Source organism: Nocardioides houyundeii, assembly GCF_002865585.1.
Taxonomy (GTDB): domain Bacteria; phylum Actinomycetota; class Actinomycetes; order Propionibacteriales; family Nocardioidaceae; genus Nocardioides; species Nocardioides houyundeii.
On sequence record NZ_CP025581.1, the window covers coordinates 3068512 to 3095395 of the forward strand.

General features: G+C 73.0%; 25 protein-coding genes, 1 tRNA gene and 1 pseudogene. 7 read left to right on the forward strand and 20 right to left on the reverse strand.

Annotated features, from left to right (window positions below; translation table 11 throughout):
* Positions 1-4: 4 nt before the first annotated feature.
* From C0R66_RS14685 to rsmI, 7 genes and pseudogenes are all read right to left on the reverse strand, one after another.
* Positions 5-1797, reverse strand: a pseudogene (locus C0R66_RS14685) (ABC-F family ATP-binding cassette domain-containing protein).
* Positions 1797-2699, reverse strand: a complete 903-nt coding sequence (locus tag C0R66_RS14690) for a 4-(cytidine 5'-diphospho)-2-C-methyl-D-erythritol kinase (RefSeq protein ID WP_101525337.1) — start codon at positions 2697-2699, stop codon at positions 1797-1799. The pseudogene C0R66_RS14685 and the gene C0R66_RS14690 overlap by 1 nt, the downstream one beginning before the upstream one ends.
* Positions 2696-3574 (reverse strand): 16S rRNA (adenine(1518)-N(6)/adenine(1519)-N(6))-dimethyltransferase RsmA, encoded by an 879-nt coding sequence (gene rsmA / locus C0R66_RS14695; protein WP_101525338.1) that lies wholly within the window; start codon positions 3572-3574, stop codon positions 2696-2698. The genes C0R66_RS14690 and rsmA overlap by 4 nt, the downstream gene beginning before the upstream one ends.
* Positions 3575-3608: 34 nt before the next feature.
* A complete protein-coding gene (locus tag C0R66_RS20005; protein ID WP_101525339.1) occupies positions 3609-4745 on the reverse strand; it encodes a resuscitation-promoting factor in 1137 nt (378 codons plus the stop codon).
* Positions 4746-4928: 183 nt separating this feature from the next.
* On the reverse strand, positions 4929-5759 hold the full coding sequence (locus C0R66_RS14705; protein ID WP_101525340.1) for a TatD family hydrolase: 831 nt from the start codon (positions 5757-5759) through the stop codon (positions 4929-4931).
* A complete protein-coding gene (locus C0R66_RS14710) occupies positions 5756-6592 on the reverse strand; it encodes an alpha/beta hydrolase (protein ID WP_101525341.1) in 837 nt (278 codons plus the stop codon). Before C0R66_RS14710 ends, C0R66_RS14705 begins: the two co-directional genes overlap by 4 nt.
* On the reverse strand, positions 6589-7473 hold the full coding sequence (rsmI, locus tag C0R66_RS14715; RefSeq protein WP_101525342.1) for a 16S rRNA (cytidine(1402)-2'-O)-methyltransferase: 885 nt from the start codon (positions 7471-7473) through the stop codon (positions 6589-6591). Before rsmI ends, C0R66_RS14710 begins: the two co-directional genes overlap by 4 nt.
* Before the next feature lie 38 nt (positions 7474-7511).
* On the opposite strand from rsmI, the gene C0R66_RS14720 reads away from it, so the two are divergent.
* Genes C0R66_RS14720 through C0R66_RS14730 form a run of 3 tightly spaced genes read left to right on the forward strand, consistent with a single transcriptional unit; the run spans position 7512 to position 10294 of the window.
* A complete protein-coding gene (locus C0R66_RS14720) occupies positions 7512-9089 on the forward strand; it encodes a dolichyl-phosphate-mannose--protein mannosyltransferase (protein WP_241901459.1) in 1578 nt (525 codons plus the stop codon).
* Positions 9090-9131: 42 nt separating this feature from the next.
* Entirely contained in the window at positions 9132-10076 is a 945-nt protein-coding gene (locus C0R66_RS14725) for an iron-containing redox enzyme family protein (protein WP_101525344.1), read from the forward strand.
* On the forward strand, positions 10073-10294 hold the full coding sequence (locus tag C0R66_RS14730; RefSeq protein ID WP_101525345.1) for a CDGSH iron-sulfur domain-containing protein: 222 nt from the start codon (positions 10073-10075) through the stop codon (positions 10292-10294). The genes C0R66_RS14725 and C0R66_RS14730 overlap by 4 nt, the downstream gene beginning before the upstream one ends.
* Before the next feature lie 11 nt (positions 10295-10305).
* Here C0R66_RS14730 and C0R66_RS14735 read toward each other — a convergent pair whose 3' ends face one another.
* Positions 10306-11859: an FAD-dependent oxidoreductase gene (locus C0R66_RS14735; protein ID WP_101525346.1), complete on the reverse strand. Its 1554-nt coding sequence runs from the start codon at positions 11857-11859 to the stop codon at positions 10306-10308.
* A gap of 120 nt (positions 11860-11979) precedes the next feature.
* Here C0R66_RS14735 and C0R66_RS14740 point away from each other — a divergent pair, with 120 nt between their 5' ends.
* From C0R66_RS14740 to C0R66_RS14750, 3 genes are all read left to right on the forward strand, one after another.
* Entirely contained in the window at positions 11980-12729 is a 750-nt protein-coding gene (locus tag C0R66_RS14740) for an ANTAR domain-containing protein (protein ID WP_101525347.1), read from the forward strand.
* Positions 12730-12831: 102 nt separating this feature from the next.
* Complete coding sequence (locus C0R66_RS14745; RefSeq protein ID WP_101525348.1) at positions 12832-13644, forward strand: sigma-70 family RNA polymerase sigma factor; 813 nt, start codon at positions 12832-12834, stop codon at positions 13642-13644.
* Between the two features lie 74 nt (positions 13645-13718).
* Complete coding sequence (locus tag C0R66_RS14750) at positions 13719-13889, forward strand: CsbD family protein (RefSeq protein ID WP_101525349.1); 171 nt, start codon at positions 13719-13721, stop codon at positions 13887-13889.
* Between the two features lie 63 nt (positions 13890-13952).
* Here the strand turns inward: C0R66_RS14750 and C0R66_RS14755 are convergent, their stop codons facing one another.
* Genes C0R66_RS14755 through C0R66_RS14770 form a run of 4 tightly spaced genes read right to left on the reverse strand, consistent with a single transcriptional unit; the run spans position 13953 to position 17936 of the window.
* Positions 13953-14786: a glycosyltransferase family 2 protein gene (locus tag C0R66_RS14755; protein ID WP_199286698.1), complete on the reverse strand. Its 834-nt coding sequence runs from the start codon at positions 14784-14786 to the stop codon at positions 13953-13955.
* The gene (locus C0R66_RS14760) at positions 14783-15817 is read right to left on the reverse strand and encodes a glycosyltransferase (protein WP_101525350.1); all 1035 of its coding nucleotides are present in this window, start codon (positions 15815-15817) and stop codon (positions 14783-14785) included. The genes C0R66_RS14755 and C0R66_RS14760 overlap by 4 nt, the downstream gene beginning before the upstream one ends.
* Complete coding sequence (locus tag C0R66_RS14765) at positions 15814-16878, reverse strand: glycosyltransferase (protein WP_199286699.1); 1065 nt, start codon at positions 16876-16878, stop codon at positions 15814-15816. The genes C0R66_RS14760 and C0R66_RS14765 overlap by 4 nt, the downstream gene beginning before the upstream one ends.
* Positions 16875-17936 (reverse strand): glycosyltransferase, encoded by a 1062-nt coding sequence (locus C0R66_RS14770; RefSeq protein WP_241901461.1) that lies wholly within the window; start codon positions 17934-17936, stop codon positions 16875-16877. The genes C0R66_RS14765 and C0R66_RS14770 overlap by 4 nt, the downstream gene beginning before the upstream one ends.
* A gap of 158 nt (positions 17937-18094) precedes the next feature.
* On the opposite strand from C0R66_RS14770, the gene C0R66_RS14775 reads away from it, so the two are divergent.
* Positions 18095-19885, forward strand: coding sequence for an ABC transporter ATP-binding protein (locus C0R66_RS14775; RefSeq protein ID WP_101525352.1), 1791 nt, complete (start codon positions 18095-18097; stop codon positions 19883-19885).
* A 16-nt stretch (positions 19886-19901) separates the two neighbouring features.
* Here the strand turns inward: C0R66_RS14775 and C0R66_RS14780 are convergent, their stop codons facing one another.
* The 8 genes from C0R66_RS14780 to C0R66_RS14815 form a co-directional block, all read right to left on the reverse strand.
* Positions 19902-21491 carry a CotH kinase family protein gene (locus tag C0R66_RS14780; RefSeq protein WP_158648061.1) on the reverse strand — a complete coding sequence of 530 codons (1590 nt, stop codon included), beginning with the start codon at positions 21489-21491 and terminating at the stop codon, positions 19902-19904.
* Positions 21492-21612: 121 nt separating this feature from the next.
* Positions 21613-21688, reverse strand: a tRNA-Ala gene (locus tag C0R66_RS14785).
* 55 nt (positions 21689-21743) lie between these two features.
* Positions 21744-22559, reverse strand: a complete 816-nt coding sequence (sepX, locus tag C0R66_RS14790) for a divisome protein SepX/GlpR (protein WP_158648062.1) — start codon at positions 22557-22559, stop codon at positions 21744-21746.
* A gap of 72 nt (positions 22560-22631) precedes the next feature.
* Positions 22632-23273, reverse strand: coding sequence for a GNAT family N-acetyltransferase (locus C0R66_RS14795; RefSeq protein WP_241901462.1), 642 nt, complete (start codon positions 23271-23273; stop codon positions 22632-22634).
* On the reverse strand, positions 23270-23755 hold the full coding sequence (locus C0R66_RS14800; RefSeq protein WP_199286949.1) for a MogA/MoaB family molybdenum cofactor biosynthesis protein: 486 nt from the start codon (positions 23753-23755) through the stop codon (positions 23270-23272). The genes C0R66_RS14795 and C0R66_RS14800 overlap by 4 nt, the downstream gene beginning before the upstream one ends.
* 5 nt (positions 23756-23760) lie before the next feature.
* A complete protein-coding gene (moaC, locus tag C0R66_RS14805; protein ID WP_199286700.1) occupies positions 23761-24228 on the reverse strand; it encodes a cyclic pyranopterin monophosphate synthase MoaC in 468 nt (155 codons plus the stop codon).
* Between the two features lie 11 nt (positions 24229-24239).
* The gene (gene glp, locus C0R66_RS14810) at positions 24240-25469 is read right to left on the reverse strand and encodes a molybdotransferase-like divisome protein Glp (protein WP_101525356.1); all 1230 of its coding nucleotides are present in this window, start codon (positions 25467-25469) and stop codon (positions 24240-24242) included.
* Complete coding sequence (locus C0R66_RS14815; protein ID WP_101525357.1) at positions 25462-26865, reverse strand: UTP--glucose-1-phosphate uridylyltransferase; 1404 nt, start codon at positions 26863-26865, stop codon at positions 25462-25464. The genes glp and C0R66_RS14815 overlap by 8 nt, the downstream gene beginning before the upstream one ends.
* Between the last annotated feature and the right edge of the window lie 19 nt (positions 26866-26884).

Here is a 26884-nt window from a genome sequence, read left to right on the forward strand (position 1 = left end):
GCAGCTACTGGCCGAGCAGCTCGGCCGCCTCCAGCCACTCCAGCTCGAGGTCCTCCCGCTCGGCGGCGAGCTCGGAGAGCCGCGCCCCCAGCCGACCCATCCGCTCGTAGTCCCCGTGCGCCTGCGCCATCTCGGCGTTGGCGGCGGCCTCCTGCTCCGCGACCCGGGCCAGCTGCTTGTCCACCCGGGCCAGCGTCTTGCGCGCCGCACGCTCCTCGGCGCTGCCCGACTTGGCCCGGCCGCCCTCGACCGCAGGCGCGGAGGCCGGCTTGGCGGCCGCGGCCGCCGAGGCCGACTCGGCCGCCAGCATCGCCTCGCGACGCTCGAGGTACTCGTCCACCCCGCGCGGCAGCATCGAGATCTGGCCGTCCCCAGCAGCGCCCACACCGAGTCGGTGACCCGCTCCAGGAAGTACCGGTCGTGCGAGACCACGACCAGCGTCCCGGGCCAGCCGTCGAGGAAGTCCTCGAGCACGTTGAGGGTGTCGATGTCCAGGTCGTTGGTCGGCTCGTCCAGCAGCAGCACGTTGGGCTCGGTGAGCAGCAGCAGCAGGAGCTGGAGCCGGCGGCGCTCGCCACCGGAGAGCTCGCCGATGCGGGTCGTGAGCCGGTCGCCGGTGAAGCCGAAGCGCTCGAGCATCGCGCTCGCGGTCACCTCCTGGCCGTCCGCGGTCTTCGTCACCCGCCGCACCGACTCCACCATCGGCAGCACCCGGGCGTCGGGATCGAGGTCGTCGAGCTGCTGGCTGAGGTGCTGCAGCGCGATGGTGCGCCCGTGCTTGACCTTCCCGGTGCGCGGGCTCAGGTCGCCGGCGAGCATCGCCAGGACCGAGGTCTTGCCCGCGCCGTTGACGCCGACCAGCCCCACCCGGTCACCGGGACCGAGCCGCCAGGTGGCGTGGGAGAGCAGCTGACGCTCGCCGCGGTACAGGTCGACGTCCTCCACGTCGAGCACGTCCTTGCCGAGGCGCTGCGCCGCGAAGCGCTGCAGCTCGAGCCGGTCCCGGGGCTCCGGCTCGTCCTCGATGAGGGTGTTGGCCGCGTCGATGCGGAACTTCGGCTTGGACGTGCGGGCCGGTGCTCCGCGACGCAGCCAGGCCAGCTCCTTGCGCACCAGGTTCTGGCGGCGGCTCTCGGTCGCCGAGGCCTGCCGCTGCCGCTCGGCCTTGGCCAGCACGAAGGCGGCGTACCCGCCCTCGTAGGAGTCGACCACCCCGTCGTGCACCTCCCACGTGGTCTGGCAGACCTCGTCGAGGAACCAGCGGTCGTGGGTGACCACCACCAGGGCCGAGGACAGGGTGACCAGGTGGCGCGCCAGCCAGGCCACCGCCTCCACGTCGAGGTGGTTGGTCGGCTCGTCCAGCACCACCAGGTCGTGCTGCTCGAGCAGCAGCGCGGCCAGCGCGCAGCGGCGCCGCTCGCCACCGGAGAGTCCGAGCACCGGGCGGTCCAGGTCGATCCCGACCAGGAGCTCCCGGACGACGCCGCGGGCGGTCGGGTCTCCGGCCCACTCGTGGTCGGCCTTGCCGCGCAGCACGGCCTCGCGCACGGAGTGGGAGTCCACCAGCTCGTCGCCCTGGTGCAGGTAGCCGACGTCGAGCCCGCTGGTGCGCGAGACCCGGCCGGTGTCGGGCTCCTCCAGACCGGTCATCACCTCCAGCAGGGTGGTCTTGCCGTCACCGTTGCGCCCCACGATGCCGATCCGCTCGCCGGCGCTGATGCCGAGCGAGACGTCGTCGAGCAGCGGCCTGATGCCGTAGGACTTCGAGACGTGTTCGAGGTTGAGAAGGTTGGCCATCACATGACTTCCACGAGGTGGGCGCCGGCAACCGGGCCATGGGCAAGAAGGGTCACAGGGTGCTGGGGCTGGAGAGCCGCGGCGACCGCCTGCGCGGACTCCGGCGACTCGCACAGGAAGACCACGGTGGGGCCGGACCCGGAGACCAGGCCGCGCAGGGCACCCTCGGCCTCGCCGCGGGCCAGCAGGCCGCCCAGGTCGGGGCGCAGGTCGATCGCGACCTCCTCCAGGTCGTTGTGCATGGCGACCGCCAGTCGCCCGCTGTCGCCGACGAAGAGCGCCTCCAGCACCCTGTTCGCCGGGCGGGGCTCGGCGGGGGCGTCGGGGAACAGCTTGTCGTAGTGGCGGTAGACCGCCGGCGTGGACAGGCCCAGCTCGTCGGGCACGACCACCCAGGCGTAGCTGCCGTGGTCGGGCAGCGGGGTCACCAGCTCACCGCGGCCCAGCCCGCGGGCGCTGCCGCCCAGCAGCGCGAAGGGCACGTCGCTGCCCAGCTCGGCGGCCAGCGCCAGCAGCTGCTCGTCGGGTGTCTCCAGGTCCCAGAGCCGGTCCAGGGCGACCATCGCCGCCGCGGCGTCGGCGGAGCCGCCGGCCATGCCGCCGGCGACCGGGATGGCCTTGCTGATCTGCACCTTGGCGCCGGGGCCCCCGGAGCGGCGCAGCAGCCGGCCGACCGCGTCCACGATGTTGGCTCCCACCGCCGGCAGCGCCGTGTCGTCGAGGTAGGAGGCGAGCTCGGTGCTGACGCTCCACTCCTCCGCCGGCTCCACCTGGACGTCGTCGTAGAGGCTCACCGCCTGGTAGACGGTGTCGAGGGGGTGGAAGCCGTCATCGCGGACCGCACCCACACCGAGGTGCAGGTTGATCTTCGCGGCGGCTCGCACCGTCAGGGGCGCGCTCACGGGGCGACCGTCCCCACGTGCAGCTCCTCGGCGATCCGGACGAACTCCCCGATCCCGATCGCCTCCCCGCGCGCCTGCGGATCCACCCCGGCGGCCACCAGCGCGGCCTCGGCGGCCTCCGCCGAGCCGGCCATCGACTTGAGGGTGGAGCGCAGGGTCTTGCGTCGCTGAGCGAACGCGGCGTCCACGACGGCGAAGACCTGCTCGCGGGTGGCGCGGGTCACCGGCAGCTCGCGGCGAGTCCACGCGACCAGCCCGGAGTCCACGTTCGGGGCCGGCCAGAACACGTTGCGGCCCACGGAGCCGGCCCGGCGCAGGTCGGCGAACCAGGCCGCCTTCACCGACGGCACGCCGTACACCTTGGAGCCGGGGCCGGCGGCGAGCCGGTCGGCCACCTCGGCCTGGACCATCACCATCCCGCGCTCCAGGGACGGCAGCAGCGCCAGCATGTGCAGCAGCACCGGCACCGACACGTTGTAGGGCAGGTTGGCCACCAGCGCGGTGGGGGGCGGCCCGGGGAGCTCGGTGATCCGGAGCGCGTCGGCCAGCACCACCTCGAACCGGTCGGCGTGGTCCCCGGCGTACTCGGAGATCGTCTGAGGCAGCAGCCCGGCCAGCAGCGGATCGACCTCGACCGCCACCACCCGGCTGGCCACCTCAAGCAGCGCCAGGGTCAGCGAGCCCAGGCCGGGCCCCACCTCGACCACCACGTCGTCGGGGGTGATGCGCGCGTCGCGCACGATCCGGCGCACCGTGTTGGGGTCGATGACGAAGTTCTGGCCGCGCTGCTTGGTCGGTCGCAGGTCGAGCCTGGCCGCCAGCGCTCGCACCTCCGCCGCGCCGAGCAATCTCGGCGCGGCGGGAGTGGTCGTCATGACCGGCAGCCTATGTCCCCAGACGGGCTCGTCCTCAGCGGGGCAGCCCGAGGCTCGAGGAGCAAGCCGGCCACGCGCCGTAGCCGCCGGCAGCGTCCCGCAGCCTGGTCGCCACCGCGATCTGGGTCTCCCGGCTGTGCTGGCTCGGCAGGCCGGTGCCGCCGTAGGCACGCCACGTGCCCACGTTGAACTGGAGCCCGCCGTAGTAGCCGTTGCCGGTGTTGATGGCCCAGTTGCCACCGGACTCGCACTGGGCGAGCTGGTCCCACACGGTGTTGCCGGAGGAGTAGTCGGCAGCGGCGACGGTCTTGGTGCCGACCTTGACCACCTTGGCCTCGGGCTTGCGAACGACGCGCTGCTTGAGGACCTTGCGGCCCACCAGCGAGCCGTTCTCGTAGGTGAGCCGGTAGGTGACGTCGCGCAGCCCGGAACGGCCGGCCCGCACCACGGTCTGCTTGCCCTGGAGCATCGAGCCGTCCTTGCGCTCGACGGTGCCGAAGCCGATCGCCTGGGCGCGGACGCGCTTGTTGACGACCTTGACCCGGGTGACCACGATGCGGTCGCCGGCCTCTACCTGCTTACCGCGGCGCGGGGTGACCCGGTCGTCGGCGTCGACCTTGACGTCGAGCTCGGCGAGCGCGTCCTGGACGGTCATCGCCGGCACCTCGACGGTGCGGGCCTTGCCCTCGCCGACGGCGAGGGTGAGCTTCTTGGGGGTGACCACCTCGAGCTCCAGGCCGGAACGGCGGATCGGGGCGCTGCGGGTCACCGAGAGGTCGGCGCCGCGGAACCGGCGGCCGATCTGGGCCAGGGCCCCGCCCACGTGGCTGGCGGTCACCCAGTGGGTCGAGCTCTCGCCGTCCACGCTGAGCTTGAGGGGACGGGAGAAGGCGACGGTGATTGCGCTGCCGTCGTCGACCGCGGAGTCCAGGGCCGGGGCCACCTCGTCGCGGGCGTCGACCTCGACGCCTTCGGCCTCCAGGACGTCGGCGACGGTCTCGCCCAGGACGTCGACCTCACGGGTCTCGCCGTCCAGGGTCAGGGTCACCGACTTGGTGAGGGAGGCGTAGCCGAGGGTGGTGCCGACCACGGCGAGGGCCACGAGGGCCACGAGGGAGAGGAGGAGGGGCTTGCTGTGGAGCGCTGACTTGGTGAGCTGTGCGATGCGCACGATTCTCCGAACGTTGTACTTCCCGGTCTTCGGACGCCGGTGCCGGAGCGACCCTTGGGCACTGGCGAAATCAACCCGATTCCGGCCAACAATCACAAGACCATAACGAGAATTGGGGACGTACCAAACTCTTTGGCCCAGATCCAGCGTGGAAGTGATGAGCCTCTCCACCCGCCGCAGCGGCTACCAGGACCCCCCGAAGGCCGCCTCGGTGTTGGCGTCCACGGCCGCGCACAGCACTTCCAGGTCCTCGCCCCGCACCTGCGCCATCGCGCGCATCGTGACCGGAATCAGGTAGGAGGCGTTCGGCCGCCCGCGGTACGGCGTGGGGGTCAGGTAGGGCGCGTCGGTCTCCACCAGCACCCGGTCCCGAGGAGCCAGCACCAGCGCCTCCCGGAGCGCGTCGGCGTTCTTGAACGTCACGGTGCCGGCGAAGCTCAGGTGGGCGCCGCGGTCCAGGCACGCGCGCGCGAAGTCGGCGTCGCCGGAGAAGCAGTGCATCACCCAGCGCTCGGGCGTCCCCTCGGAGTCCAGCACGTCCAGCACGTCCTGGTGGGCGTCGCGGTCGTGGATCACCAGGGTCTTGTCCAGCCGCTTGGCCAGGTCGATGTGCCGGCGGAAGCTCTCCACCTGGGTGGCCCAGCCCTCCTCGCCGGTGCGGAAGTGGTCCAGGCCCGTCTCCCCCACCGCCCGCACCCTCGGGTGGGCACCGGCCAGCCGCTCGATCTCCGCCAGGGCCGCCTCCAGCTCGCCGGCGGCCTCCAGCCGGGGCGCCTCGTTGGGGTGCAGCGCCACCCCGGCCACCAGCGCCTGGTGCTCGGCGGCCGCGGCCACCGCCCACCGCGCGCCGGGCAGGTCGCAGCCGATCTGCACGATCCTGGGCACGCCCACCGCGCTCGCCGCAGCGATCGCCTCGACGACGCCCGCCTGGTCGTCGTCGGCGATGTCGAGGTGGCAGTGGTTGTCCACCACCGGGTGGGGCAGTGGCTCCGGGGCGGGTGGACGCTCGCTCATCGGGTGGACGCGACCCGCGCCAGGACCGCCGCGGCCAGCGCCTCGGGCGCCTGCCGGGGGATCCAGTGGGTGACGCCCGCGAGGACCACGAGCTCGTAGTCGCCGCTCACGTGGTCACCGCAGCGCTCCGCCGCCTCCCGGGTCAGGGCCACGTCGCGGTCGCTCCACACGTACGTCGTGGGCACGGTCACCGGGGTCCGGGTCAGCGAGAGGGGGGCGAACGGCAGCGCGCGGTACCAGCCCAGGGCGCCCGGCAGCGCGCCGGACTCCACGATCTCGGCGTGGAAGCGAGCCACGTCCTCGGCCCGCATGCCGCCCTTGCGCAGCGGGAGGTCGAACGCGTCGGGCTTGGCCGCGATCATCCCCTCCACCAGCAGCGGCGTCGCGAAGAGGCCGACGTACCAGGAGGCGGCCAGCTGGCCGTGCAGCAGGGCGGCCCGGAAGGCCCCGGGGTGGGGCACCGAGACCGCGGTGAGCGACCGCACCAGGTCCGGGCGCTCGGCTGCGAGCGCCCAGGCCACCACCGCGCCCCAGTCGTGGCCCACCAGGTGCACCGGCCCCCCGGTGCGCTCCGCGAGCGCCACCACGTCGCCCACCAGCAGGCTCAACCGGTAGGACCAGCGTCCCCGCGGCCGGGCGCCGGGCGAGTAGCCGCGCTGGTCCGGGGCCAGGGTGTGCAGCCCCTGCTCGTGGAGCAGGGCCGAGACCGCGTCCCAGGACGAGGCCCGCTCGGGGAACCCGTGCAGCAGGATCACCGGCTCGCCGTCGGCCGGCCCACCCTCGACCACGTCGAAGTCCAGCCCGTCATGGCGGTAGGAGCTCAGCCTGTTCATCGCACGTGCACCACGTCGTAGACCTCCCTCTTGGGCAGCCCGGCCCGTCTGGCCACGGCCGCGATCGCTTCCTTGCGGCTCATCCCCACCGCCTCCTCCTCGGCGACCGCCGCGCGCAGGCTGTCGGGGTCCCCGGCCACGTCCGGGCCCGGGGGCCGACCGGCCACCACGATGGTCACTTCGCCACGTACCCCGTTCTCGGCCCAGGCAACCAGGGCGCGCAGCCCGTCGCGGCGCACCTCCTCGTGGGTCTTGGTCAGCTCGCGGCAGACCGCGGCGGGCCGCTCCTCACCCAGCGCGTCCGCCATGGCGGCCAGCGTCGCGCCGGTGCGGTGCGGGGCCTCGAAGAACACCATGGTGCGCGGCTCGGTGGCCAGGTCTGCCAGCCTCCGGGCCCGCTCGCCGGCCTTGCGCGGCAGGAAGCCCTCGAAGCAGAACCGGTCCACCGGGAGCCCCGAGACGGCCAGCGCGGTGAGGACGGCGCTGGGCCCGGGCACCGAGGTCACCCGCACCCCCTCGGCGACCGCGGCGCTGACCAGGCGGTAGCCCGGGTCGGAGACGCTGGGCATCCCCGCGTCGGTGACCAGCACCACCCGGCTGCCGGACAGCAGCGCCTCCAGCAGCGCCGGCGTCCGGGCCTGCTCGTTGCCCTCGAAGTAGGACACCACCCGGCCGCCGAGGGTGATGCCCAGGTCGCTGGTCAGCCGCTTCAGCCGCCGGGTGTCCTCCGCCGCCACCACGTCGGCCCCGGCCAGCTCCGCGGCGAGTCGCGGCGGAGCGTCGCCGACCTGGCCGATCGGGGTCGCGGCCAGCACCAGGGTCCCGGCTCCAGCCCCGGGCCGGGCGTCCACGGGTGGGGCGTCCACGGGCTGTTCTGTCATGGTCACATCCTGCCCCGTGCTGGCTATTGTTGCCGACCGTGACCCCCGCCCTCCGCCGCCGCCTGCCCGGTGACCAGGTGATCGGCTGGGTGGGCGCGGTGCTGCTCGGCTGCCTGGCGTTCTTCCTGCGGGTGTGGCGGCTCGGCACCCCGCACGCCTTCTCCTTCGACGAGACCTACTACGCCAAGGACGCCTGGTCCCTGCTGCACCACGGCTACAGCCGCGGCTACGTCGACGGCGCCGACGCCAGCATCCTGGACGGCAAGACCGACGGGCTGTGGACCGACTCCCCCAACATGGTGGTGCACCCCGAGGTCGGAAAGTGGCTGATCGCCCTGGGCGAGAAGGCGCTGGGCATGGACCCCACGGGCTGGCGCATCGCCTCGGCGGTGGTCGGGTCGCTGATGATCGTGCTGATGTGCCGGTTCGCCACCCGGGTCACGGGCTCGGTCTTCCTGGGCCTGCTCGCCGGGTTCCTGCTCTCCCTGGACGGGCTGCACCTGGTGCTGTCCCGCTTGGCGCTGCTCGACATCTTCCTCGCCTTCTTCATGCTCGGCGGCGTGCACTGCGTGGTCGCGGACCGCCAGTGGTTCACCGCCCGGCTGGCCCGCGAGCCACGCGTCACCGGCGGCTGGGGGCCGCGCGTCTGGTTCCGGCCCTGGCTGCTGGCCTCCGGGGTCTGGTTCGGCCTGGCCGTCGGCACCAAGTGGACCGCCCTCTTCCCGCTGGCCGCCTTCGGCCTGCTGGTGTGGGCCTGGAGCGCGGGGGCCCGCCGCGGGCGCGGGGTGCGCTGGCCGGTACTGCGATCGGCCGTGCTGGACGGGGTGCCGGCGTTCGTGCACCTGGTGCTGGTGGCCTTCGTCGTCTACGTGACCACCTGGACCGGGTGGCTGATCCACGCCGACGACTACGAGCAGGCGCTCTCCAACACCCAGTACACGACGTACGGCGGGGGCACCCAGTGGCCCTCGGCCACCGAGCCCGACGCCGAGGGACTCGGCGAGGTGGTCCAGTCGCTGCGCTCCTTGGCCAGCTACCACCGCGACGTCTACGTCTTCCACTCCCACTTCCTCAACGACGCCACCCACGTCTACTCCTCCAAGCCGGCCGGCTGGCTGCTGATGAACCGGGCCGTCGGGGTCGACGCCCAGCTCGACATCCAGCCGGGCACCCAGGGCTGCGAGGCCGAGGCCGGGTCCACCTGCCTGCGACAGGTGGTGCTGCTGGGCAACCCCATCCTGTGGTGGGGCGGGTGCGTCGCCCTGCTCGCCGCCGTGGTGCTGTGGGTCGGCAGCCGGGACTGGCGCTTCGGGGTGGCCGTGGTGGGCACGGCGTCGACATGGCTGCCGTGGCTGCAGTACGACGACCGCACCATCTTCCTGTTCTACGCGATCGCGATCGCGCCCTTCATGGTGCTGGCCGTGGTGCTCGGGCTGGCCAAGATGCTGGGGCCCTCGCCGCTGCCGTCCCGGCGCCGAACCGTGGGCGCGGTGCTGGGCGGGTCGTTCGTGGTCTCGGTGGTGCTGGCCTTCGCCTGGTTCTGGCCGGTGTGGACCGACCAGCTCATCACGCACTCGGAGTGGCTCGACCGCATGTGGTTCAAGCGCTGGATCTGACCGTCTTGCATGGTGACGACCCGCCGTGGGTACCGTGGCGCCATGCTGCTCCCTCCCCCACGCGGCTCGCTCACCGAACGCCTCGTCACCGTGCTGCCCACCGGAGACACCAGCGATCTGGGCGACCTCCTCGTCCCTGACGACGCCGACGACGCCCAGCTCGCCCTGTGGATGCTCTACGAGCTGCACTACCGCGGGTTCCAGGGCGTGGACGAGCGACTGGAGTGGGACCCCGCCCTGCTCGGGCTGCGGCGCCGCCTCGAGGACGACCTCGAGCAGGAGCTGCGCACCCGTTACGCCAAGGCCGGGATCACCGGGGACAGCGCGGAGGACATCTTCCGGATCACCGACGAGCACGAGGGCCGCTCACTGGCTGCCCACGTGCAGCGGCACGCCACCCGCGAGCAGGTGCTCGAGCTGCTGCGGTCGCGCTCGATCTACCACCTCAAGGAGTCCGAGCCGCAGGCCTGGCTGGTGCCGCGGCTGGGCCACGTGGCCAAGGCCGCCCTGGTCGAGCTCCAGTACGACGAGTTCGGGGGCGGCGACCCCAACAAGCTGCACTCCCACCTCTACGCCGTCGGCCTGGAGGCCTGCGGCCTGGACCCGTCGTACGGCGCCTACGTGGCCGAGACGCCCGCCGAGGTGCTGGAGCAGAACAACGCGATGAGCCTCTTCGGGCTGCACCGCCGGCTGCGCGGGGCGAGCCTGGGGCACCTGGCCGCCTTCGAGGCCACCAGCTCGCTGCCGTGCCGCAAGATCGCGCAGGGCATGGAGCGACTCGAGCTGCCGGTCCAGATGCAGCACTACTACCGCGAGCACGTGGAGGCCGACGCGGTCCATGAGCAGCTGGCGGTACGGGTGATCTGCGCCGCCCTGCTGCGCGAGTCCCCCGAGCTGCTGGACGACGTCCTGTTCGGGGCCTACACCTGCCTCGACACCGAGGACCGGGTCACCGAGCACTACCTGGCCCGCTGGGAGGCGGCATGAGCGCGCCCGCGGGCCCCGAAGGGGTGGCCCATCCAGACGTGATCATCTGTCCCCGCGGCCCGCTGCTGCTGCGCGGGGACCACCTCGTCGACGACGGCGAGGGCAACATCGTGCGCACCGAGCGTCCGGTCAGCGCGGTCTGCCGCTGCGGCAAGTCCGAGACGCAGCCGTGGTGCGACGGCACCCACAAGGTGCTGCCGCCGAAGCTGCAGCCCTGAGAGCCCGCCCCTCAGTCAGTCCTGACCGGGCGCAGCGGGCTGGTCGCCGGACCCTCCACCACCGCGCCGGAGAGGTCGAAGCGGGACCCGTGGCAGGGGCACTGCCAGGTCTCGGAGGTCTCGTCCAGGTCCACCAGGCAGCCCATGTGCGTGCAGGTCGCCGAGACCTGGTGCAGCGCGCCCGCTCGGTCGCGGTAGGCCGCCACCACGTCCGCGCCCTGCTGGAACCGACCCGACTCGCCGGGCGCCAGCCGCTCGGGTGAGTCGGGCAGGGCAGCGGTGCTCGCCGCGCCCACGCGACCCGCCACCGCGTTGGAGACGAAGGTGCGGCCCTGCTTGGCGAGCTGGGTGCCCTCCGCCAGCCAGCGGCCCCGGCGCAGCGTGAAGAGGTCCCGCCACCCGCGTCCCTGCCCCGACAGGAAGGCCCCGCCGTCGTCGGAGTCCAGGATCATGTCGCGCAGCAGCACCCCGGACAGCACCCCGTTGGCGATGCCCCAGCCACCGAAGCCGGTGGCGCCCCAGACCCCCGACCCCGGCCGGGTGATGGGCCGCATCTCGCCGATGAAGGGAAGGCGGTCAGGGGAGTCGTGATCCTGGGCGGACCACTGCCGCTGCACGTCGTAGCCCGGCATCCGGTCCTGGGCCCAGTGCACCAGGTCGCTCAGGCGCACCGCGGCGCTGGTGCTCCCGGGGCTGAACGGGGCGCCGGAGACCATCAGCACCGGGCCCTGGGCGCCCGGCACGGGCCGCAACGCCGGGGTGTCGCTCCCCACGCCGACGTACATGTCCCGAAGCTGGGGGCCGGGGGGCATGGGGCCGGTCAGCACGTGCTCGCGGTGGGTCTTGAGCCGGGCGAACATCACGCCCTCCGCGAACGCCGGGAAGTGGGTGGCGACCACCACGTGCGCGGCGCGCACCGAGCCGCCCTCCTGCGTGCTGGCGCGGTGCGGGTCCCCGGTGTCGAGCTCGACGACCCGGGACCGCTCGAAGAGCCGGCCGCCGAGGTTCACGAAGTCGCGCGCCAGACCGTCGAGGTAGGCCACCGGGTCGATGAGCAGCTGGTTGCCGAGCCGCACCGTGCCGGTCACGTCGAACGGCAGCCCCGGGTCCGCGTCGGTGGTCACGTCGAGCTCGCACTGGGCCAGCACCTCGGCCTCGGCCCGCAGCGCGCCCAGCTCCCGCTCGTCCTCGGCGAAGAGCCAGCTCGGGCGGCGCTGCATCGAGCAGTCGATACCGACCCGCTTGACCAGCGAGGCCAGGTGCTCCACCGCCATCACCTGGGACTGGGCGTAGGTGCGGGCCGACTCCAGGTCCGCACGCGCGGCGATCGTCGAGTACGTCGTGCCCTGCAGTGCGCTGACCTTGGCCGTGGAGCCACCGGTGGTGCTGCCGGCACCGACCGTGAGGGCCTCGAGGAGCACCACGTCCCGCCCGGCCGCGGCGAGCTCCCAGGCGGCGCTCATCCCGACGATCCCGGCGCCGATCACCAGGACGTCGCAGTCGATGGCGCCCGACAGCTGCTGGGCCGGCGTCCGGCTTCGGTCATCGAGCCAGATCGGATCCATCACGGCGCGGGCGTACCCGCTCCGGGAGTGGTCCAAACACTGAGGCAACTGGTAGACAGGAGACTTCTGGGGTCGAGAAACCTGCGCCTGTGGTGCAGGACCTGTTGAGAGGGTCTGAGCGTGATCGCCAAGGAGCTGCAGGAGCTGCGGCGCGACGAGGCCTTCCAGCACTCCCCGCGCCCCATGGCGGTGTGGGACGAGGAGTTCGTCATCCGCGCCGCCAACGCCGCCTACCTCGAGCTCACCGCCCAGACCGAGGGCTCACTGCTCTCGCGCGTCCTCTTCGAGGTCTATCCCGAGAACCCCGACGACCCCGAGAACGACGGCCCCGCGGCCATCCGGCGGTCCTCGCTGGCGGCGCTGAGCGAGGGGCGGACGCACCACCTGCTGCTGCAGCGCTACGACATCCCGGACCCCGCGCATCCGGGGACCTTCCTGCCCCGCTGGTGGGCGCCGATGAACGAGCCGCTGCTCATCGACGGCGTCCCGGCCGCGGTCCTCAACCACGTCGTGCGCGTCCAGGACCCGACCCCGCACGCCGTCCGCACGGTGGACCAGCTGAAGGAAGCCCTGGGCGGTGGCTGCTTCCTCGACGACCTGTCGCGCGATCCACGCTTCGAGGAGCTGCTGACCGTCGTCCAGGGTCTGAGCACCCTGGGACGCGAGGTCGACCAGCTCCAGGAGGCGCTGCTGTCCCGGGCCACCATCGACCAGGCCAAGGGCATCGTCATGGCCAGCCGGCACTGCTCTCCCGACGAGGCGTTCCGGGTGCTCGTGAAGCTCTCCAACGACACCAACGTCCGCCTCGCGGAGGTGGCGCGAGCACTGGTCTACCAGGCCGAGCACCCCCGGGGAGCTCCCCGGGGGTGAGGGGCATCGGAGTCCGGCTCCGGGCTTGCTCTTTGGCGCCGGCTCTGATTGTCTAGACCGAAGTGGTCGAGAGTAGTTGCCACGTCGCCCTTCACCAGGGAGATGGGTTTCGTGCTCCAAACACTTGCCACCCGCGCCGGCACCGACAACATCTGGCCGGACCCGGCCGACCGTCGCGCTGCCACCGCTCAGCTGCTCGAACGTGCCTCGCTCGTCGACGGGCCCGCACGCCGTGAGATCGAAGAGCTCGTGGTCGAGCTCAACGTCGAGGTCGCCCGCGACGTGGCCCGCCGCTACCGGGGCCGGGGCATCGACCAGGACGACCTCGAGCAGGTCGCCTGCCTGGGCCTGGTCAAGGCCGTGCGCCGCTTCGAGGCCGACAAGGGCCGCGACTTCCTGAGCTTCGCCGTGCCCACCATCCGTGGCGAGCTGCGTCGGCACTTCCGCGACCGCGGCTGGATGGTCCGGCCGCCCCGCTCCATCCAGGAGATGCAGGCCTCCATCAACGGTGCCGAGGAGCAGTTGGTCCAGGACCTGGGCCGGTCCCCGAGGCCCCGCGAGATCGCAGCGCACCTGGGGGTCGACCTGGACCTCGTGGTGGAGGCGCTCGGTGCCAGCGGGTGCTTCGTGCCCTCCTCGCTGGACGCACCGCTGTCGCCCGGCGAGGCCGCGGAGCTCGGCCAGACCCTGGGCACCCACGAGTTCGGGTTCGAGGCCGCCGAGGCCCGCGCCGCCCTCGGACCGGTGCTCGCCACGCTGACCGACCGGGAGCGGCTGATCCTGGAGCTCAGGTTCGGTCAGGGGCGCACCCAGGCCGAGATCGGCGCCGAGATCGGCGTCACCCAGATGCAGGTCTCCCGCCTGCTCACGGCCACCTTGGCCAAGCTCCGGCTGGCCATGGAGTCCGCGGCCTGATGACGGCATGAATATCCCCCGCAGTGGGTACGAGAGAGCCGTTCCACACACATTCTCCAGCGGAAGGAACCTCGATGGGTCTCGACGACAAGATTGAGAACACGACCGACAAGCTGACCGGCAAGGGCAAGGAAGCCGCCGGTGGTGCCACCGGTGACGAGGACCTGAAGGCCGAGGGCAAGGGCGACCAGGCCAAGGCCGACCTGAAGCAGGCCGGCGAGAAGGTCAAGGACGTCTTCAAGTAGCCCGACCGCCTCACCGACACAGCGAGCACGCCGTTCACGCAACGGGTGCTCGCTGTTCGTCGTTCAGGGGGTGACTTCCCAGCGGTCGCCCGCGCGGCGGGCCAGGCCTGCGTCCGCGAAGGCCGCCAGCCACCCCTCCATGGGGAACCAGCCCCAGCGCCGACGGAACAGGTTGGCGTTGCGCACGATGGCGGCCACGTGCTCGATCGGCGGGTCGGAGACGGGGTGCCACTGGTGGTGCGCCACCGCACCGCCGACCCACCAGCCCGGCACGCCCGCCCGGGCTGCGCGCTGGCCGAAGTCGGTGTCCTCGCCGCCGTACCCGACGTACTCCTCGTCGAAGCCGCCGACGGCGTCCCAGGTCTCCCGGTCCACGGCGAAGGAGAGGGACCAGAACAGTCGCAGGTCCGTCATCGGCAGCAGCTCGCCGGGCGCGGGGGCGGGACGGCCGGGGTGGGGCCGCGCCGCGGCGATCTGGGCCGCGTCGTACGACGTCCGGCCGGCGGGCAGCGCCGGCAGGTAGGCGACGGGGCCGCACAGCAGGCCCTGACGCTGCCGGGCCGCGCGCTGGTAGCCCTCGAGCAGGCCCGGCGAGGCCAGGCAGTCCACGTCCAGCAGCACCACCAGGTCGGCGCCGGCCTCCAGCGCCGCGGCGACGCCGCGGTTGCGGGCCCGCGCCAGCGGCAGCTCGCCGGGTGCGGGCACGTGGTGCACCGTGCTCACCGTGCGCAACGGACCGTCGGCCACCACCTCGGCAACCTCCGGGTCACCCATGGCGACCACCACCACCTGGTCCGGGACCCGGGTCCCGGCAGCCAGCGACCGGTGCTGGTGGCGCAGGTGCCGGTGCCGTCCGGCGACCACAGTGACCACGGCGAGGTTCAGGTCCGTACTCACGTCCGCGGTCCCCCGGCCACCCGGGCGATGGCCGCAGCCGCCCGGTCCGCGCCGCGCCCGTCGTTCCACGCCGACCAGGCCGAGCCGTCCGCGGCCGCCGCCCGCGCGAGGAGGTCCGGCCACTCGTGCGGCTCGGGCCAGGCCGGGGCCGTCACCGCGAGGCCGAGCCGGCTCAGTCGCCGCAGCGTGTGGTGCTGCTCGTCGAAGGGCCTGGGGTCGGCCACCACCACGGCCGGCGCCCGGGCTGCGGCCACCTCGGCGACCGCGTTCTGACCGGCGTGGGTGACCACCACGGCGGCCTCGCGCAGCCCGCCCCACACCTGCTCGGCGTCCAGCCGCCGTCCGGGACGGGCGCTGGACCACTGCCAGCCCGGGGTGGCCCGCTCCGCGGACGCGAAGGCGGACTGCCGGTCCGCGGAGCCGCCCGCACCCCAGAGCAGGAAGGCGGTCCCCGCCGAGCGCTCGGCCGGCGGGCCGGTCGCGACCCGGCCGTCGAAGCGACTGATGGCTCCGGTGAAGACCGTCTTGGACCGCCAGCGCTCCGGCCACCCGCTGGTCAGCTCCTCGGCCAGGTCCTCGGGCAGGTCCTCGGGCCACGGCGCCAGCAGCACCTCGGCGATGTCGTGGAGCAGCGAGTGCGCAGGATCGGTACGTCGTCCCGGCATCACCACCGTGACCACCGGGACGCCGCACAGCCGGGCCAGCAGCCCGACCTCGACGGAGACGTCGACCACCAGGGCGCTGGGACGCGCCTCGGTGATCCAGCGGGTCAGCTGGGCCGCCCGGGCGGCCAGTCCCCGGTCGTGACGCGGCACCCAGTGCAGCCGACCCCCCGCATCCACGTCCGCGTCCACGTCCGCGTCTGCGGCCGGGCCCTCGTCGTCGCGGTCGAGCACCACCCAGGGCCGCCTCGAGCCGGCCGGCGGTGCCAGCGAGCTGAGCACGGTGACCGGCTCCGCCAGGCGGGCCGCCACCGACTCCATCCGGTGCCGGTGGCCGTCGCCGTGGTGGTGGACGTAGTAGCCGATCACGCCGCGTGCCGCAGGCCGAGCTGGTCGTAGAGCGACAGGTACCGCTCCACCATGGCCCCCACCGAGCACGACGTCTCGGCGCCGCGGCGTACCTCCTCGCGGGAGAGCTCCACGACCTCGGCCACGGCCGCGGCGGCCGCGGCGACGTCACCGGGCGCGACCAGGCGGGCGCAGCCGCGGTCCAGCACCTCGGCCATGCCACCCCGGTCGAAGCCGACCACCGGGGTGCCACAGGAGATCGCCTCGGCGCCCACCAGCCCGTAGGGCTCGTCCCACAGCGGGGTCACCAGCACGGCGGCGCTCCGGCCGGCGACCTCCGCCAGCGCCTGCTGGTGCAGGTGGCCCAGGTAGACCGCGTCCGGTCCCAGCCGGGGCTGCACGAGGTCGCGCCAGTAGCCGGGGTCCGCGATCGGCCCGGCCAGCAGCAGCCGACGCCCGGCGGCGGCCGCGATGTCCAGCGCCAGGTGGGTGCCCTTCTCGGGGACGATCCGGCCCGACCACAGCAGGTCGTCGCCACCGGGACCCAGCGGCCACCGGTCGGTGTCCACCCCGTTGAGCACCACCGCGGGCTGGGTCACGTGGCTCCACTGGGTCGCGGTGTAGCGGCTCACCGCGGCGAAGTGCGTGTGCCGGGCGTCGGCGAGGCGGACCACGGGCTCCAGCCAGGGCGTGGGCGGGGTGTGCAGGGTGGTCACCATCGGGCAGGGCAGCAGGTCCGCCATCGCCACCGGCAGGTGGTGCAGGGTGTTGTTGTGCACGACGTCGACGTCGTCGCGGCGCGCCAGCGCCAGCATCAGCTGAAGATAGGCGTGGTGCTGCTCCACCCACTCCTGAGGACCCATGGAGACGTCGCGGCGCGCGGTCTCGCTCAGCTCGACGGGGCGCACGTCGAGCAGGTGCGCGTCCAGCTCGGGGTCCGACCCGGGACCGGCGAAGACCGTCACCCGGGTCCCGCGGGCGCGCAGCCCTCGGACCAGGTGCCAGGTCATGGACTGCATGCCCCCGGCGAAGGGCTCGCCGATCGGGTAGCGGGAGTCCGCCACCACCACGACGTGCGTCACCGTGGGCCTTGCCCGTCGGCCAGCGCGGCATAGAGGGAGGCGTGGACCGCCGCGAGCTCCGCGCGCTCCGCGAGCCGCGTCTGGGGGTCGGCCCGCCACTGCGGCCGGACCTGGTGGGCGCGTTCCAGCGCGAGCTCCAGCGACGCGGGATCGAGCCCGTCCTCGTCCAGGTGGTAGGACAGGCACGGCTGCTGCTCGCGGTAGAAGCCGCAGTCCGGCACCACCACGGCCGTGCCCAGGTCGTAGCAGGCCTCGAGCCAGCCGGAGTGGGTACCGAAGCGGTAGGGCAGCACCGAGACGTCCAGGCCCAGGAAGTAGTCCCACAGTTCGTCGTCGGTGAAGAAGTCGTGGACGTGCAGGTCGATCACGCCGTCGGCGTCCAGGGTCCGCACCATCTCCGCCACCCGGGCGTCGTGGTTGGACATTCCCGGTGTCATCACGTCGGTGTGGACGTCGACGCGCAGCCGGCCCTCAGGCAGGGCCGGCACCACCTTGGCCAGGGTGTCGAGCACCGGGATCGGGTCCATGCTGGCGCGCAGGCTCTTGAGGTGCAGCCCGACCACGAACCCGTCGGTCCCAGGCCGAGGACGCGCCAGCAGCGGCTCGGGAACCACGTGCGGGTGCGGCAGCACCGTGGCGGTGCGACCCCAGCGTCTGGCGACCTCACGCGCTGCGCCGTGGGTCAGGGTGAGCACCGCGTCGGCTGCCGGCACCAGGACGTCGAGCTGGGCGTCGTGGGCCGTGCTGTCACCGTGGTGGGGGTTGCGCAGGTCGTGCACGGTGTAGACCAGCGGCTTGCCGGCCGCCCGCAGCGCCGCCACCCAGTCCCGGAGCTGCTCGGGCGAGCGGGCGTCGAAGCCGAAGTGCACGTGCGCGACGTCGAACTCCTCGTGGTTCTCGGCCACCCAGGACGCCTCCAGGGACGGGGGCGGCCACCACTGCGCTGCGGGCACGTCTCCGGGGACCGGGGGGTCGGGCAGGCGCACCACGTCGTCGCCACCGGGGTCCGCCAGGTGCCGCACATACACGTGTCCGGACGGGATCGACAGCACACGCACGCTCACACCCACTCAAGCTCCCTCTAGAACGCCAGGCCCCCTCCAAGGCCGGGCGACGACCGATTCATCCGGCGGTACCCGATCGGCCAGGCCCGGAAACCGTGACCGCCCACACCCAGTCGAGGGCGTCGCCGCCGAGCCTTCCTAGGATCAGCCCCATGTCGAAACCCGCCGTCTCCCCCGTCGACAGCCCGCTGCGGGCCCTGTGGGAGCGACACCGCGCCTACCGGGGCCGCTTCCTGGCCGCCGTCGCCACCTCGACCCTCAACAAGGTCGCCGACGTGATGCCGGAGCTGTTGATCGGCGCCGCGGTGGACGTGGTGGTCCGCGGTGAGGGCTCCTTCGTCGCCGACCTGCTCGGGGTCGAGTCGCGGCACGAGCAGCTGGTCTGGCTGGCGGTCTTCAACGTGGTGGTCTGGCTGGTGGAGTCCGCCAGCCAGTACGTCGCCGACGTGCTGTGGCGGGGCCTGGCCCAGGGCGTGGAGCACGACCTGCGGGTGGAGGCCTACGACCACGTCCAGCACCTCGACGTGGGCTGGCACGAGGGACGACCCCAGGGCTCGACCCTGGCGACCCTGAACGACGACGTGAACCAGCTGGAGAGGTTCCTCGACGTCGGGGCGCCCGCGATCCTGCAGACCGCGCTCAACATCCTGCTCGTCGGCGCCGTCTTCGCGCTGACCTCGTGGCAGCTGATGCTGCTCGCCTTCCTGCCGATCCCGCTGATCGTCGCCGGTTCGCTGCTCTTCCAGCGCCGGCTCGAGCCGCTCTACGCCCGGGTCCGGGAAGCCGTCGGGGACCTGTCCGGCACGCTGAGCGCGAACCTGGCCGGCATCACCACCATCAAGGCGTTCACCGCCGAGGACCGCGAACGGGACCGGGTGGCGGCGGTCTCGAGCGCGTACCGGGAGGCCAACACCGCGGCGATCCGCTCCTCGGCCGCCTTCGTGCCGCTGGTCCGGATGACCATCCTGGTCGGCTTCACCTGCACCCTGCTGTTCGGTGGCTGGGCGACCCTGGACGGCGACATCGAGGTCGGCATGTACTCGGTGCTGGTCTTCATGACCCAGCGGCTGCTGTGGCCGTTGACCGAGGTCGCCACCGTCCTGGACCTCTACCAGCGGGGCCGCGCCTCCACCACCCGGATCCTCACCCTGCTGGCCGAGACCAGCTCGGTGCCGGTGGGCGAGCGCACGCTGGCGCCGCCGGTGGCGGGTCTGCTCGAGCTGCGCGGGGTGCGGGCCGGTTACGGCGACGGGCCCGACGTGCTGCGCGGGATCGACCTGGTGGTCCCGGCCGGGGAGACCCACGCCGTGGTGGGCTCCACGGGGGCGGGCAAGTCCACCCTGCTGCGCCTGGTGCTGCGCTTCGACGACCCCCGTTCCGGTCAGGTGCTCCTGGACGGCGAGGACGTGCGGCAGCTCGACTGGGACTCGATCCGCGGCTCCATGGGCTACGTCTCCCAGGACGTCTACCTCTTCGCCGGCACCATCGGCGACAACATCGCCTACGGCCGCCCCGACGCGAGCCGCGAGGAGATCCGCGCCGCCGCGGAGGCGGCCGCCGCCTGGGAGTTCATCGAGAAGCTCCCCGGAGGGCTGGACGCCCCCGTCGGCGAGCGCGGCGTCACCCTGTCCGGCGGGCAGCGGCAGCGGATGGCGCTGGCCCGCGCGCTGCTGCGCCGTCCCGCCGTGCTGGTGCTCGACGAGGCCACCAGCGCGGTGGACAACGAGACCGAGGCAGCGATCCAGCGCTCCCTGCGCGTGGCCACCGCCGACTGCACTGCCCTGGTCGTGGCGCACCGGCTCTCCACGGTGCGGCACGCCGACCGGATCTGGGTGCTGGAGGCCGGCGAGGTCGTCGAGTCGGGCACCCACGACGAGCTCGTCGCCCGCGGCGGGGTGTACGCCGACCTGTGGGCGGTGCAGACCGGGTCCGCGCGCCTCTGAGCGACTGCGAGTCGGCTCAGCGGCCGAGCCGCTGGTCGCTGGCCGCGATCCGCAGCCGCACCCGGGAGGCCGAGCCGAGGAGCACCCCGGGGCCGGGGTCGACGAGCTCGAGGGACAGCCACTCCGCCCCCTCGCGCAGCGAGTCCGGTCGCACGTGCACCGGGAAGGACCTCATCGTCTCGCCGGGGGCGAACTCCAGGGTGCCCTCGGTGAGGCGGAAGTCCGCTCCCGGCGTCGCCGTACCGCCGCGCAGGCGGTAGCGGACGGAGCGGGGACCGTCGCTGTCGCCGAGCAGCTGCACCGGCACCCAGGCCGTGCGCCGCCGCTCCCTCACGGTCCAGCTGGCGCGGGCGAAGGACACCTCGGGGGTGCTCATCCACCGGGCGCGGGCGGTCAGCCAGTCCCGGAGGAAGGCCACCTCGCCGTCGAAGGAGTCGGCGTGCACGCTCCCGGTGACCTGTCCCTGGGGGCCGTGCCACAGCTGCCAGTCGCGGTTCGCGGCCTCACGCAGCACGTCCGCCGAGGCCGGGAGCCCCGCCACCTGCGCCTCGAAGGTGGGCCGCAGCTGCGCCCAGCGGGCGCTGACCCGGGCCGCGAACGCGGGATCGCGGAACATCCGGGCCACCCAGTGCCGCCCGACGCGGGTGTGCCAGCCCTCGGGGAGCGTGGTGGCGTTCCACTTGCTGCCCGCGCTCAGGTCGAAGTCCCAGACCGGGCCCATCGCGAACTTCGCACCCGGCGCCCAGGTGACGTAGACGCTGGAGTGGAAGTTGGAGTCCTGGTTGCGGAAGAGCTCCTCCACCAGGTACCAGTCCACGACGGAGCCGACGTCGATGTGCGCGGCGTACCCCCGCTCGGGGTCGGCGAAGCGGGGCCCGTAGAGCACGTCCTCGAAGGCGCGCACCGCGCGCTTGACCGTGCGCCGCTGACGGACGCTGACCTCGTCGGGGTCCTTGAACACCACCGGAGTGCCCCGCTCGGACTTGAATCCGGGATCGCCGGAGCGCCGGAAGCGGGCGTCGATCTCCAGCAGGTGCCCGTTCTTCGGCACCTTGACGCGGCTCCTCCCCGCCTCGACCTGCTCGGTGAGCAGGTAGAGCCCCTGGGACAAGCCGTTGAGGACGACGTCGACGTAGCGGGCCCGCGGCGTCCAGGGCAATCGCGTCTGCCGGGCCATCTCCAGCGCCAGGTGGCTGCGCAGCGAGCTGCGGTCGGCGAAGCCGGCCAGCAGCACCCAGTCCTGCGCCACGGGCATCCCGAGGAGCCCTGCCTCGGCCTTCAGCTTGATCTTGTAGGGCTTCTTGGGCCAGCCCCACGTGGAGTTCCCCCGGCCGCGGATCTCCAGCCTCCGGGTCACGCCCGCCAGCTGCATGCTGGCTGCCACGTAGTCCTCCTTGCTGGTCACCGGGACGGCACCGTCGGTGTTGATCACCAGCGTCTCCGGGGGCGGCATGGGAGCCCGGCGCGCCGCCTCGGCGCGGGCCAGCGGAGACAGCGCCGGGGACAGGGCCGGGAACAGCAGCGCCAGGGCAAGCAGCACTGCGGCAGCCCGCGCCAGGGCGTGGACCGGGGCGGTGCGGGGAGAGCGGCAGCTCGTGCGGGTCATGCGCGGATCATGCCGGTCCGGGCGTCCCCTGGCCAGACCTCTGGCCATGGATCCGCCTGGGGGGTACCGGCAGCGGACATGAAGAAGGCCTGAGCCGCGGACGCGGACCAGGCCTTTCACGTGGTGGAGCTGAGGGGATTCGAACCCCTGACCTTCTCATTGCGAACGAGACGCGCTACCAACTGCGCCACAGCCCCAGTGCACCTTGTGAGTGCGTCGAAAAGATAGCACCCGGCCCCGGGCGGGGCCGAATCAGGACCCGACCGCGCGGTGCCTCTCGGCCTCGGCCGCGGCGGCCTCGGCCTGCTGGCTCTCCTCCGCCGACCGCGCCAGTGCGGAGTCCGCCTGGGAGCGGCCCGAGGTCCACACCCCGGTGGAGTCGAGGTCGATGGTCTGGACGCTGCGGCGCACGGCCGCGGGCTTGGAGACGTAGGTCGGCAGCGTCACCGGGATCATGTCCCACATCGAGGGGTCGGTGGCCACCACCTCGGGCACCGTGGCGACCACGGCGTCCATCGAGACACCGGAGTCGGTCACCGGGTTGATCGCCGCGTCGACCACCGGGATGCCTGCGGTCTTCTCGGTGGACGACTCCGTGACGGCGCGGCGCACGACCGGCACCGCACGCTCCTTGGTCACCATCAGCCGGCAGGCGACCAGCCAGGCCACCAGCAACGCGCCCGGCGCGGCGACGTACCACCAGCTGATCACGCCGCTCGCTGCGACCGCACCCACGACGACCAGCAGCAGCAGCAGCGCGCTCAGCACGTTGCGGCGCCGGCGTGCCGCCCGGTTGGCGGCCGCCCGACGGGCGGCGACGGTCGCGACGACCGGCTCCGGCCCCTTGGTCTCGATCACCGGCACCGAGGCGGCACGTCCCGGGGTGACCACCAGACGTGCGTCGCGGCGGCTCACCGGCTCGCGCCGGGCCAGGACCCGCATCGTGGCCGAGAACCGGTCCACCGACCGGCTCCGCTGCACCTCGTCGTGGTGCTTGAGCGCCTTGGGAATCAGGTAGACGGCCCACGCCACGGCAACGGCGACGAAGATAAGTGCGCTCAGGTCCACACCTCAGAGGTTAGGTTCGCTGAGCGACCATGGGGCGGACGTCAAGGGTGTGTCGCAAGACAACTCTTGTGACTACTGGGATTCCGGCCGAAAGTCCTGCTCCGAAGCCGCACGCAGCCGGGCCAGCATGCTCCCGGAGACCTCCTCCACGGTGACCGCGTAGATCCGGTGGTCCCGCCAGGCCCCGTCGATGTGCAGGAACCGCGGGGCGTAGCCGATCTCGGCCAGCCCCAGCTTCTCCACCACGCGCAGGGAGTTGGTGTTCTCCGGACGGACGCAGATCTCGACCCGGTGCAGGCCGGCGGCGGAGAAGCAGTGGTCGATGACCATCGCGACCGCGCGCGGGATGACGCCGCGGCCGGCGACCGCCTGGTCCAGCCAGTAGCCGACGGAGGCGAACTGGGCCGAGCCGCGCACGATGTTGTTCACCGTCACCTGCCCGACCAGGCTCCCCTCGAGCTCGACCACGAAGGGCATGGTGGTGCCCTCGCGGGCCTTGCGCTGCAAGGTCCTGACCAGCTGGCGGTACGTCGCCGGGCGGCTCTCCGCGCCCGGCGGCACGGTCGCCTCCCAGCGCTGCAGCCAGGCCGCGTTGCGCATCCGGCACCGGCTCCAGGCCTGCTCGTCGGCGTACTCGATGGGGCGCAGCACGAGGTCGCCCTCGCTCAGCCGGGCCGGCCACCCCGGGGCCCGGCCGGGCAGCAGGGGCCTCACGGGGCGCCCCGGTCGTGGTCTCCGCCCACCAGCTGCTCGACCGCGTGCACCAGGACCGGCTCCAGCACCGCCAGGCCGTCCTTGACCCCGCCCCGGGAACCCGGCAGGTTGACCACCAGGCAGGTCCCACGCACCCCGGCGAGCCCCCGGGAGAGCATCGCGGTCGGCACCCCCTTTGCCACCCCGTGGGCCCGGATCGCCTCGGCGATGCCCGGCACCTCGAAGTCCAGGACGGCCGCGGTGGCCTCCGGCGTCCGGTCGGTCGGGGTCAGGCCCGTGCCGCCCGTGGTGAGCACCACGCGGGCACCGGCGTCGACCGCGGCCCGGATCGCGCCGGCGACCGGGTCGCCGTCGTGGACCACCGCGGCGTCTCCGGCGACGAAGCCGAGCCGGTTGAGGAACTCCACGATGAGCGGGCCCGTCTCGTCGGGGTAGACACCGTCGGCTGCCCGGTTCGAGGCGACGACGACCGCGCCCGGCAGGCCGGTCACGCCGACCAGTCCCCCGACTTGCCGCCGGTCTTGGTCTCCACCCGGATGTCGGTGATGACGGCCGCCTTGTCCACGGCCTTGACCATGTCGACGACCGTCAGCGCCGCCGTGGCGACGGCCGTCAGCGCCTCCATCTCCACGCCGGTGCGGTCGGTGGTGGAGACGCTCGCGGAGATCGCCACGGCGTCGTCCTGCACCTCCAGGTCGACGCTGACCGCGGAGAGCGCCAGCGGGTGGCACAGCGGGATCAGCGACGGGGTCTGCTTGGCGCCCATGATGCCGGCCAGCCGGGCCACCGCCAGGGTGTCGCCCTTGGGCACCCCGGCGCCACGCAGCAGCTCGACCACCCTCGCCGAGACCAGGACCCGGCCCGACGCGGTCGCGGTGCGGGCGGTCACGGCCTTGGCGGAGACGTCCACCATCCGGGCGGCGCCGGCCTCGTCGACGTGGGTCAGTCGGTCCATGCCTGACACTCTCAGAACTCCTCGTCCAGGGACAGCACCTGGACCATCTCGCCGGCGGAGACGCTCGTGACGTCCTCGGGCACCACGACCAGGGCGTTGGCGGCTGCCAGGTCGCCGATCAGGTGCGAGCCGTGGCCGCCCACCGGTGAGACGAACGGGCCCCCGCCGTCGACGTCGAAGGCGCCGCGCACGAACTGCCGCTTGCCCGGGACAGAGGAGATCGGGTGGGTGAGCCGGGCCCGGCGGGTGGGGCGCTGGTAGGGCAGCTTTCCCATCATCCGGCGCAGCGCCGGGAGCACGAAGACCTGGAAGGAGATGTAGGCCGAGACCGGGTTGCCGGGCAGCGTGAAGATCGGCACCCGGTCCTCCCCCACGGTGCCGAAGCCTTGGGGCTTGCCGGGCTGCATCGCGACCCGGCCGAACCACACCGTGCCGAGCTCGGAGAGAGCCTCCTTGACCACGTCGTAGTCGCCCTCGCTGACGCCGCCGCTGGTGACCACCAGGTCGGCGCGCACCAGCTGGTCGCTGAGCGCCTCCCGGAAGGCCCGCGGCTCGTCCGGCACGATCCCCACCCGGTACGCCGTCGCACCGGCCGCCCGGGCGGCGGCCGCGAGCAGGAAGGAGTTGCCGTCGTAGATGGAGTCGTGACCCAGCGCCGTGCCCGGGTCGCGCAGCTCGGAGCCGGTGGAGATGATCACCACCCGGGGCCGGGGGCGGGAGCGCACCGTCGCCCGCCCGACCGAGGCCAGCAGCCCGAGGTGCCGCGGCCCCAGCACGGTGCCGTGCTCGAGCAGCTTGTCCCCGACCGAGACGTCCTCGCCGGTACGCCGGATGTGCTGTCCCGGTGACGGGGCGCGGGTGATCTCGACCTGGACCACTCCCCGGTCGGTCCACTCGTACGGCACCACGCAGTCCGCGCCGGTGGGCACCGGTGCGCCGGTCATGATCTTCACCGCCGTGCCGGGCGAGAGCGCCAGCAGCTTGGCCTGGCCGGCGCCGATCTCGCCCACCACCGGCAGCCGCACCGGGGAGTCCTGGGTCGCACCGGCGACGTCGTCGAGGCGGACGGCGTACCCGTCCATCGCGGAGTTGTCGAAGCTGGGCAGGGCGACCTCGGCGAAGACGTCCTCGGCCACCGCCATGCCCAGCGCCTCCATCAGCGGCTGGGGGAAGTCCGAGAGCGGGGACACCCCGGCCAGGACGCGCTGGACCAGGTCGTCGACGGGCAGCAGGTCAGGCATCCGGGTCCTCGCCGGCCAGCACCGCACCCGGGGCGATGCGCTGGGCCGAGGGGCTCTCCAGGGCGACGTCGCCCTCGAGCACCACCCCGCGCCCGAAGGTCCAGTCCCCGCTCACCCGCAACGAGCGGGCCGCCCGCATGGACGGCGCACCCTCGGGGAAGCGCTTGTCGAACTCCCCGACCAGCTTGTAGAAGTCGCTGTCCAGGTCGACGAACGGCACCCGGTCGCTGGCCTGGTCCAGGACGAAGTCCGCACCCAGGTCGTAGATGTCCGAGCGCAGCACCAGCAGGTCGTTGGTGGTCTTGACCGGCACGAACCGGTCGCGCCCGACCTCGATGGTGCGCGCCCCGTCGAAGACCTCGATCGCCGCGCCCATCGCGGTCTCCACCTGGATCACCTCCGGGGACGCGGGGTCGGCGGGATCGACGTTCTTGACGTTGCGGATCAGCGGCAGGCCCAGGATCCCCTGGCGGGCGTCCAGCAGGTCCTGCATCGCCTGCAGGTCGAACCACAGGTTGTTGGTGGAGGTGTACTTGTGCCGGTCCAGGTCGGCCAGGGCCTCCTTGTCGGCCTCCAGCGTCTGTGCGGACTCGCGCAGCACGATGCGGCCGTCGCTGCGGCGGCGGGCGAAGTGGCCGCCCTTGCGGTCCGACGGGGTACGCCGGACGGCCTCGATCGCGAACGGCGCGCCGGAGGTGGCGAACCAGCCGGCCACCTGGGGGTCCGGCACCGCGCCGAGGTTGTCGGAGTTGGAGACGAACGCGTAGCGGTAGCCGGCCGCGATGAGCTGGGCCAGCAGCCCGCTGGAGCGCAGCGCGGTGTAGATGTCGCCGTGACCGGGCGGGCACCACTCCAGGTCGGGGTCCCGGGGCCAGGCGACCGGCTGCAGCGTCTTGGCGAGCAGCTTGGGCTCCTTGTTCTGCAGGAACTCCAGGGGCAGCCCCTCGACCGGCAGCTCGTCGTAGCGCGCGAGGGCCGCCATCGTGTCCTCGGAGGTGCGGAAGCTGTTCATGAAGATCAGCGGGAGCCGGGCGTCGTACTTCTCCCGCAGGTGCAGCACCTGGCGGGCGATGATGTCGAGGAACGAGAGTCCGCGGCGCACGCACAGCAGCGACTTGGCCCGGTTCATCCCCATCGAGGTGCCCAGACCGCCGTTGAGCTTGATCACCACGCAGGCGCCGATGGCCTCGGCCGCGTCGGCCTCGGCGACCTGGGCGTCGGCCAGGGACTCCATGTCCAGCGGCTCGATCGACTCCTCGGGGACCATCCCGGTCTCACCGTGCTCGAGGAGGCGGAAGTAGTGCGCGAACGTCTCGACGGCGAGCTCGTCGACGCCCGCCTCGCGCATCTTGGTGCGGGCCCGGTCGAGCCCGCTGTTGTTGCCGTTGCTAGCCATGACACCGATCGTAGGCTGA

Bases quoted from the DNA above. Each gene is read 5' to 3' on its own strand.
- rsmA (WP_101525338.1), bottom strand. From the start codon at position 3,574: ATGACGACCACTCCCGCCGCGCCGAGATTGCTCGGCGCGGCGGAGGTG.
- C0R66_RS14705 (WP_101525340.1), bottom strand. From the start codon at position 5,759: ATGAGCGAGCGTCCACCCGCCCCGGAGCCACTGCCCCACCCGGTGGTG.
- C0R66_RS14710 (WP_101525341.1), bottom strand. From the start codon at position 6,592: ATGAACAGGCTGAGCTCCTACCGCCATGACGGGCTGGACTTCGACGTG.
- rsmI (WP_101525342.1), bottom strand. From the start codon at position 7,473: ATGACAGAACAGCCCGTGGACGCCCCACCCGTGGACGCCCGGCCCGGG.
- C0R66_RS14725 (WP_101525344.1), top strand. From the start codon at position 9,132: ATGCTGCTCCCTCCCCCACGCGGCTCGCTCACCGAACGCCTCGTCACC.
- C0R66_RS14730 (WP_101525345.1), top strand. From the start codon at position 10,073: ATGAGCGCGCCCGCGGGCCCCGAAGGGGTGGCCCATCCAGACGTGATC.
- C0R66_RS14735 (WP_101525346.1), bottom strand. From the start codon at position 11,859: ATGGATCCGATCTGGCTCGATGACCGAAGCCGGACGCCGGCCCAGCAG.
- C0R66_RS14745 (WP_101525348.1), top strand. From the start codon at position 12,832: ATGGGTTTCGTGCTCCAAACACTTGCCACCCGCGCCGGCACCGACAAC.
- C0R66_RS14750 (WP_101525349.1), top strand. From the start codon at position 13,719: ATGGGTCTCGACGACAAGATTGAGAACACGACCGACAAGCTGACCGGC.
- C0R66_RS14775 (WP_101525352.1), top strand. From the start codon at position 18,095: ATGTCGAAACCCGCCGTCTCCCCCGTCGACAGCCCGCTGCGGGCCCTG.
- C0R66_RS14780 (WP_158648061.1), bottom strand. From the start codon at position 21,491: ATGACCCGCACGAGCTGCCGCTCTCCCCGCACCGCCCCGGTCCACGCC.
- moaC (WP_199286700.1), bottom strand. From the start codon at position 24,228: ATGGACCGACTGACCCACGTCGACGAGGCCGGCGCCGCCCGGATGGTG.
- glp (WP_101525356.1), bottom strand. From the start codon at position 25,469: ATGCCTGACCTGCTGCCCGTCGACGACCTGGTCCAGCGCGTCCTGGCC.
- C0R66_RS14815 (WP_101525357.1), bottom strand. From the start codon at position 26,865: ATGGCTAGCAACGGCAACAACAGCGGGCTCGACCGGGCCCGCACCAAG.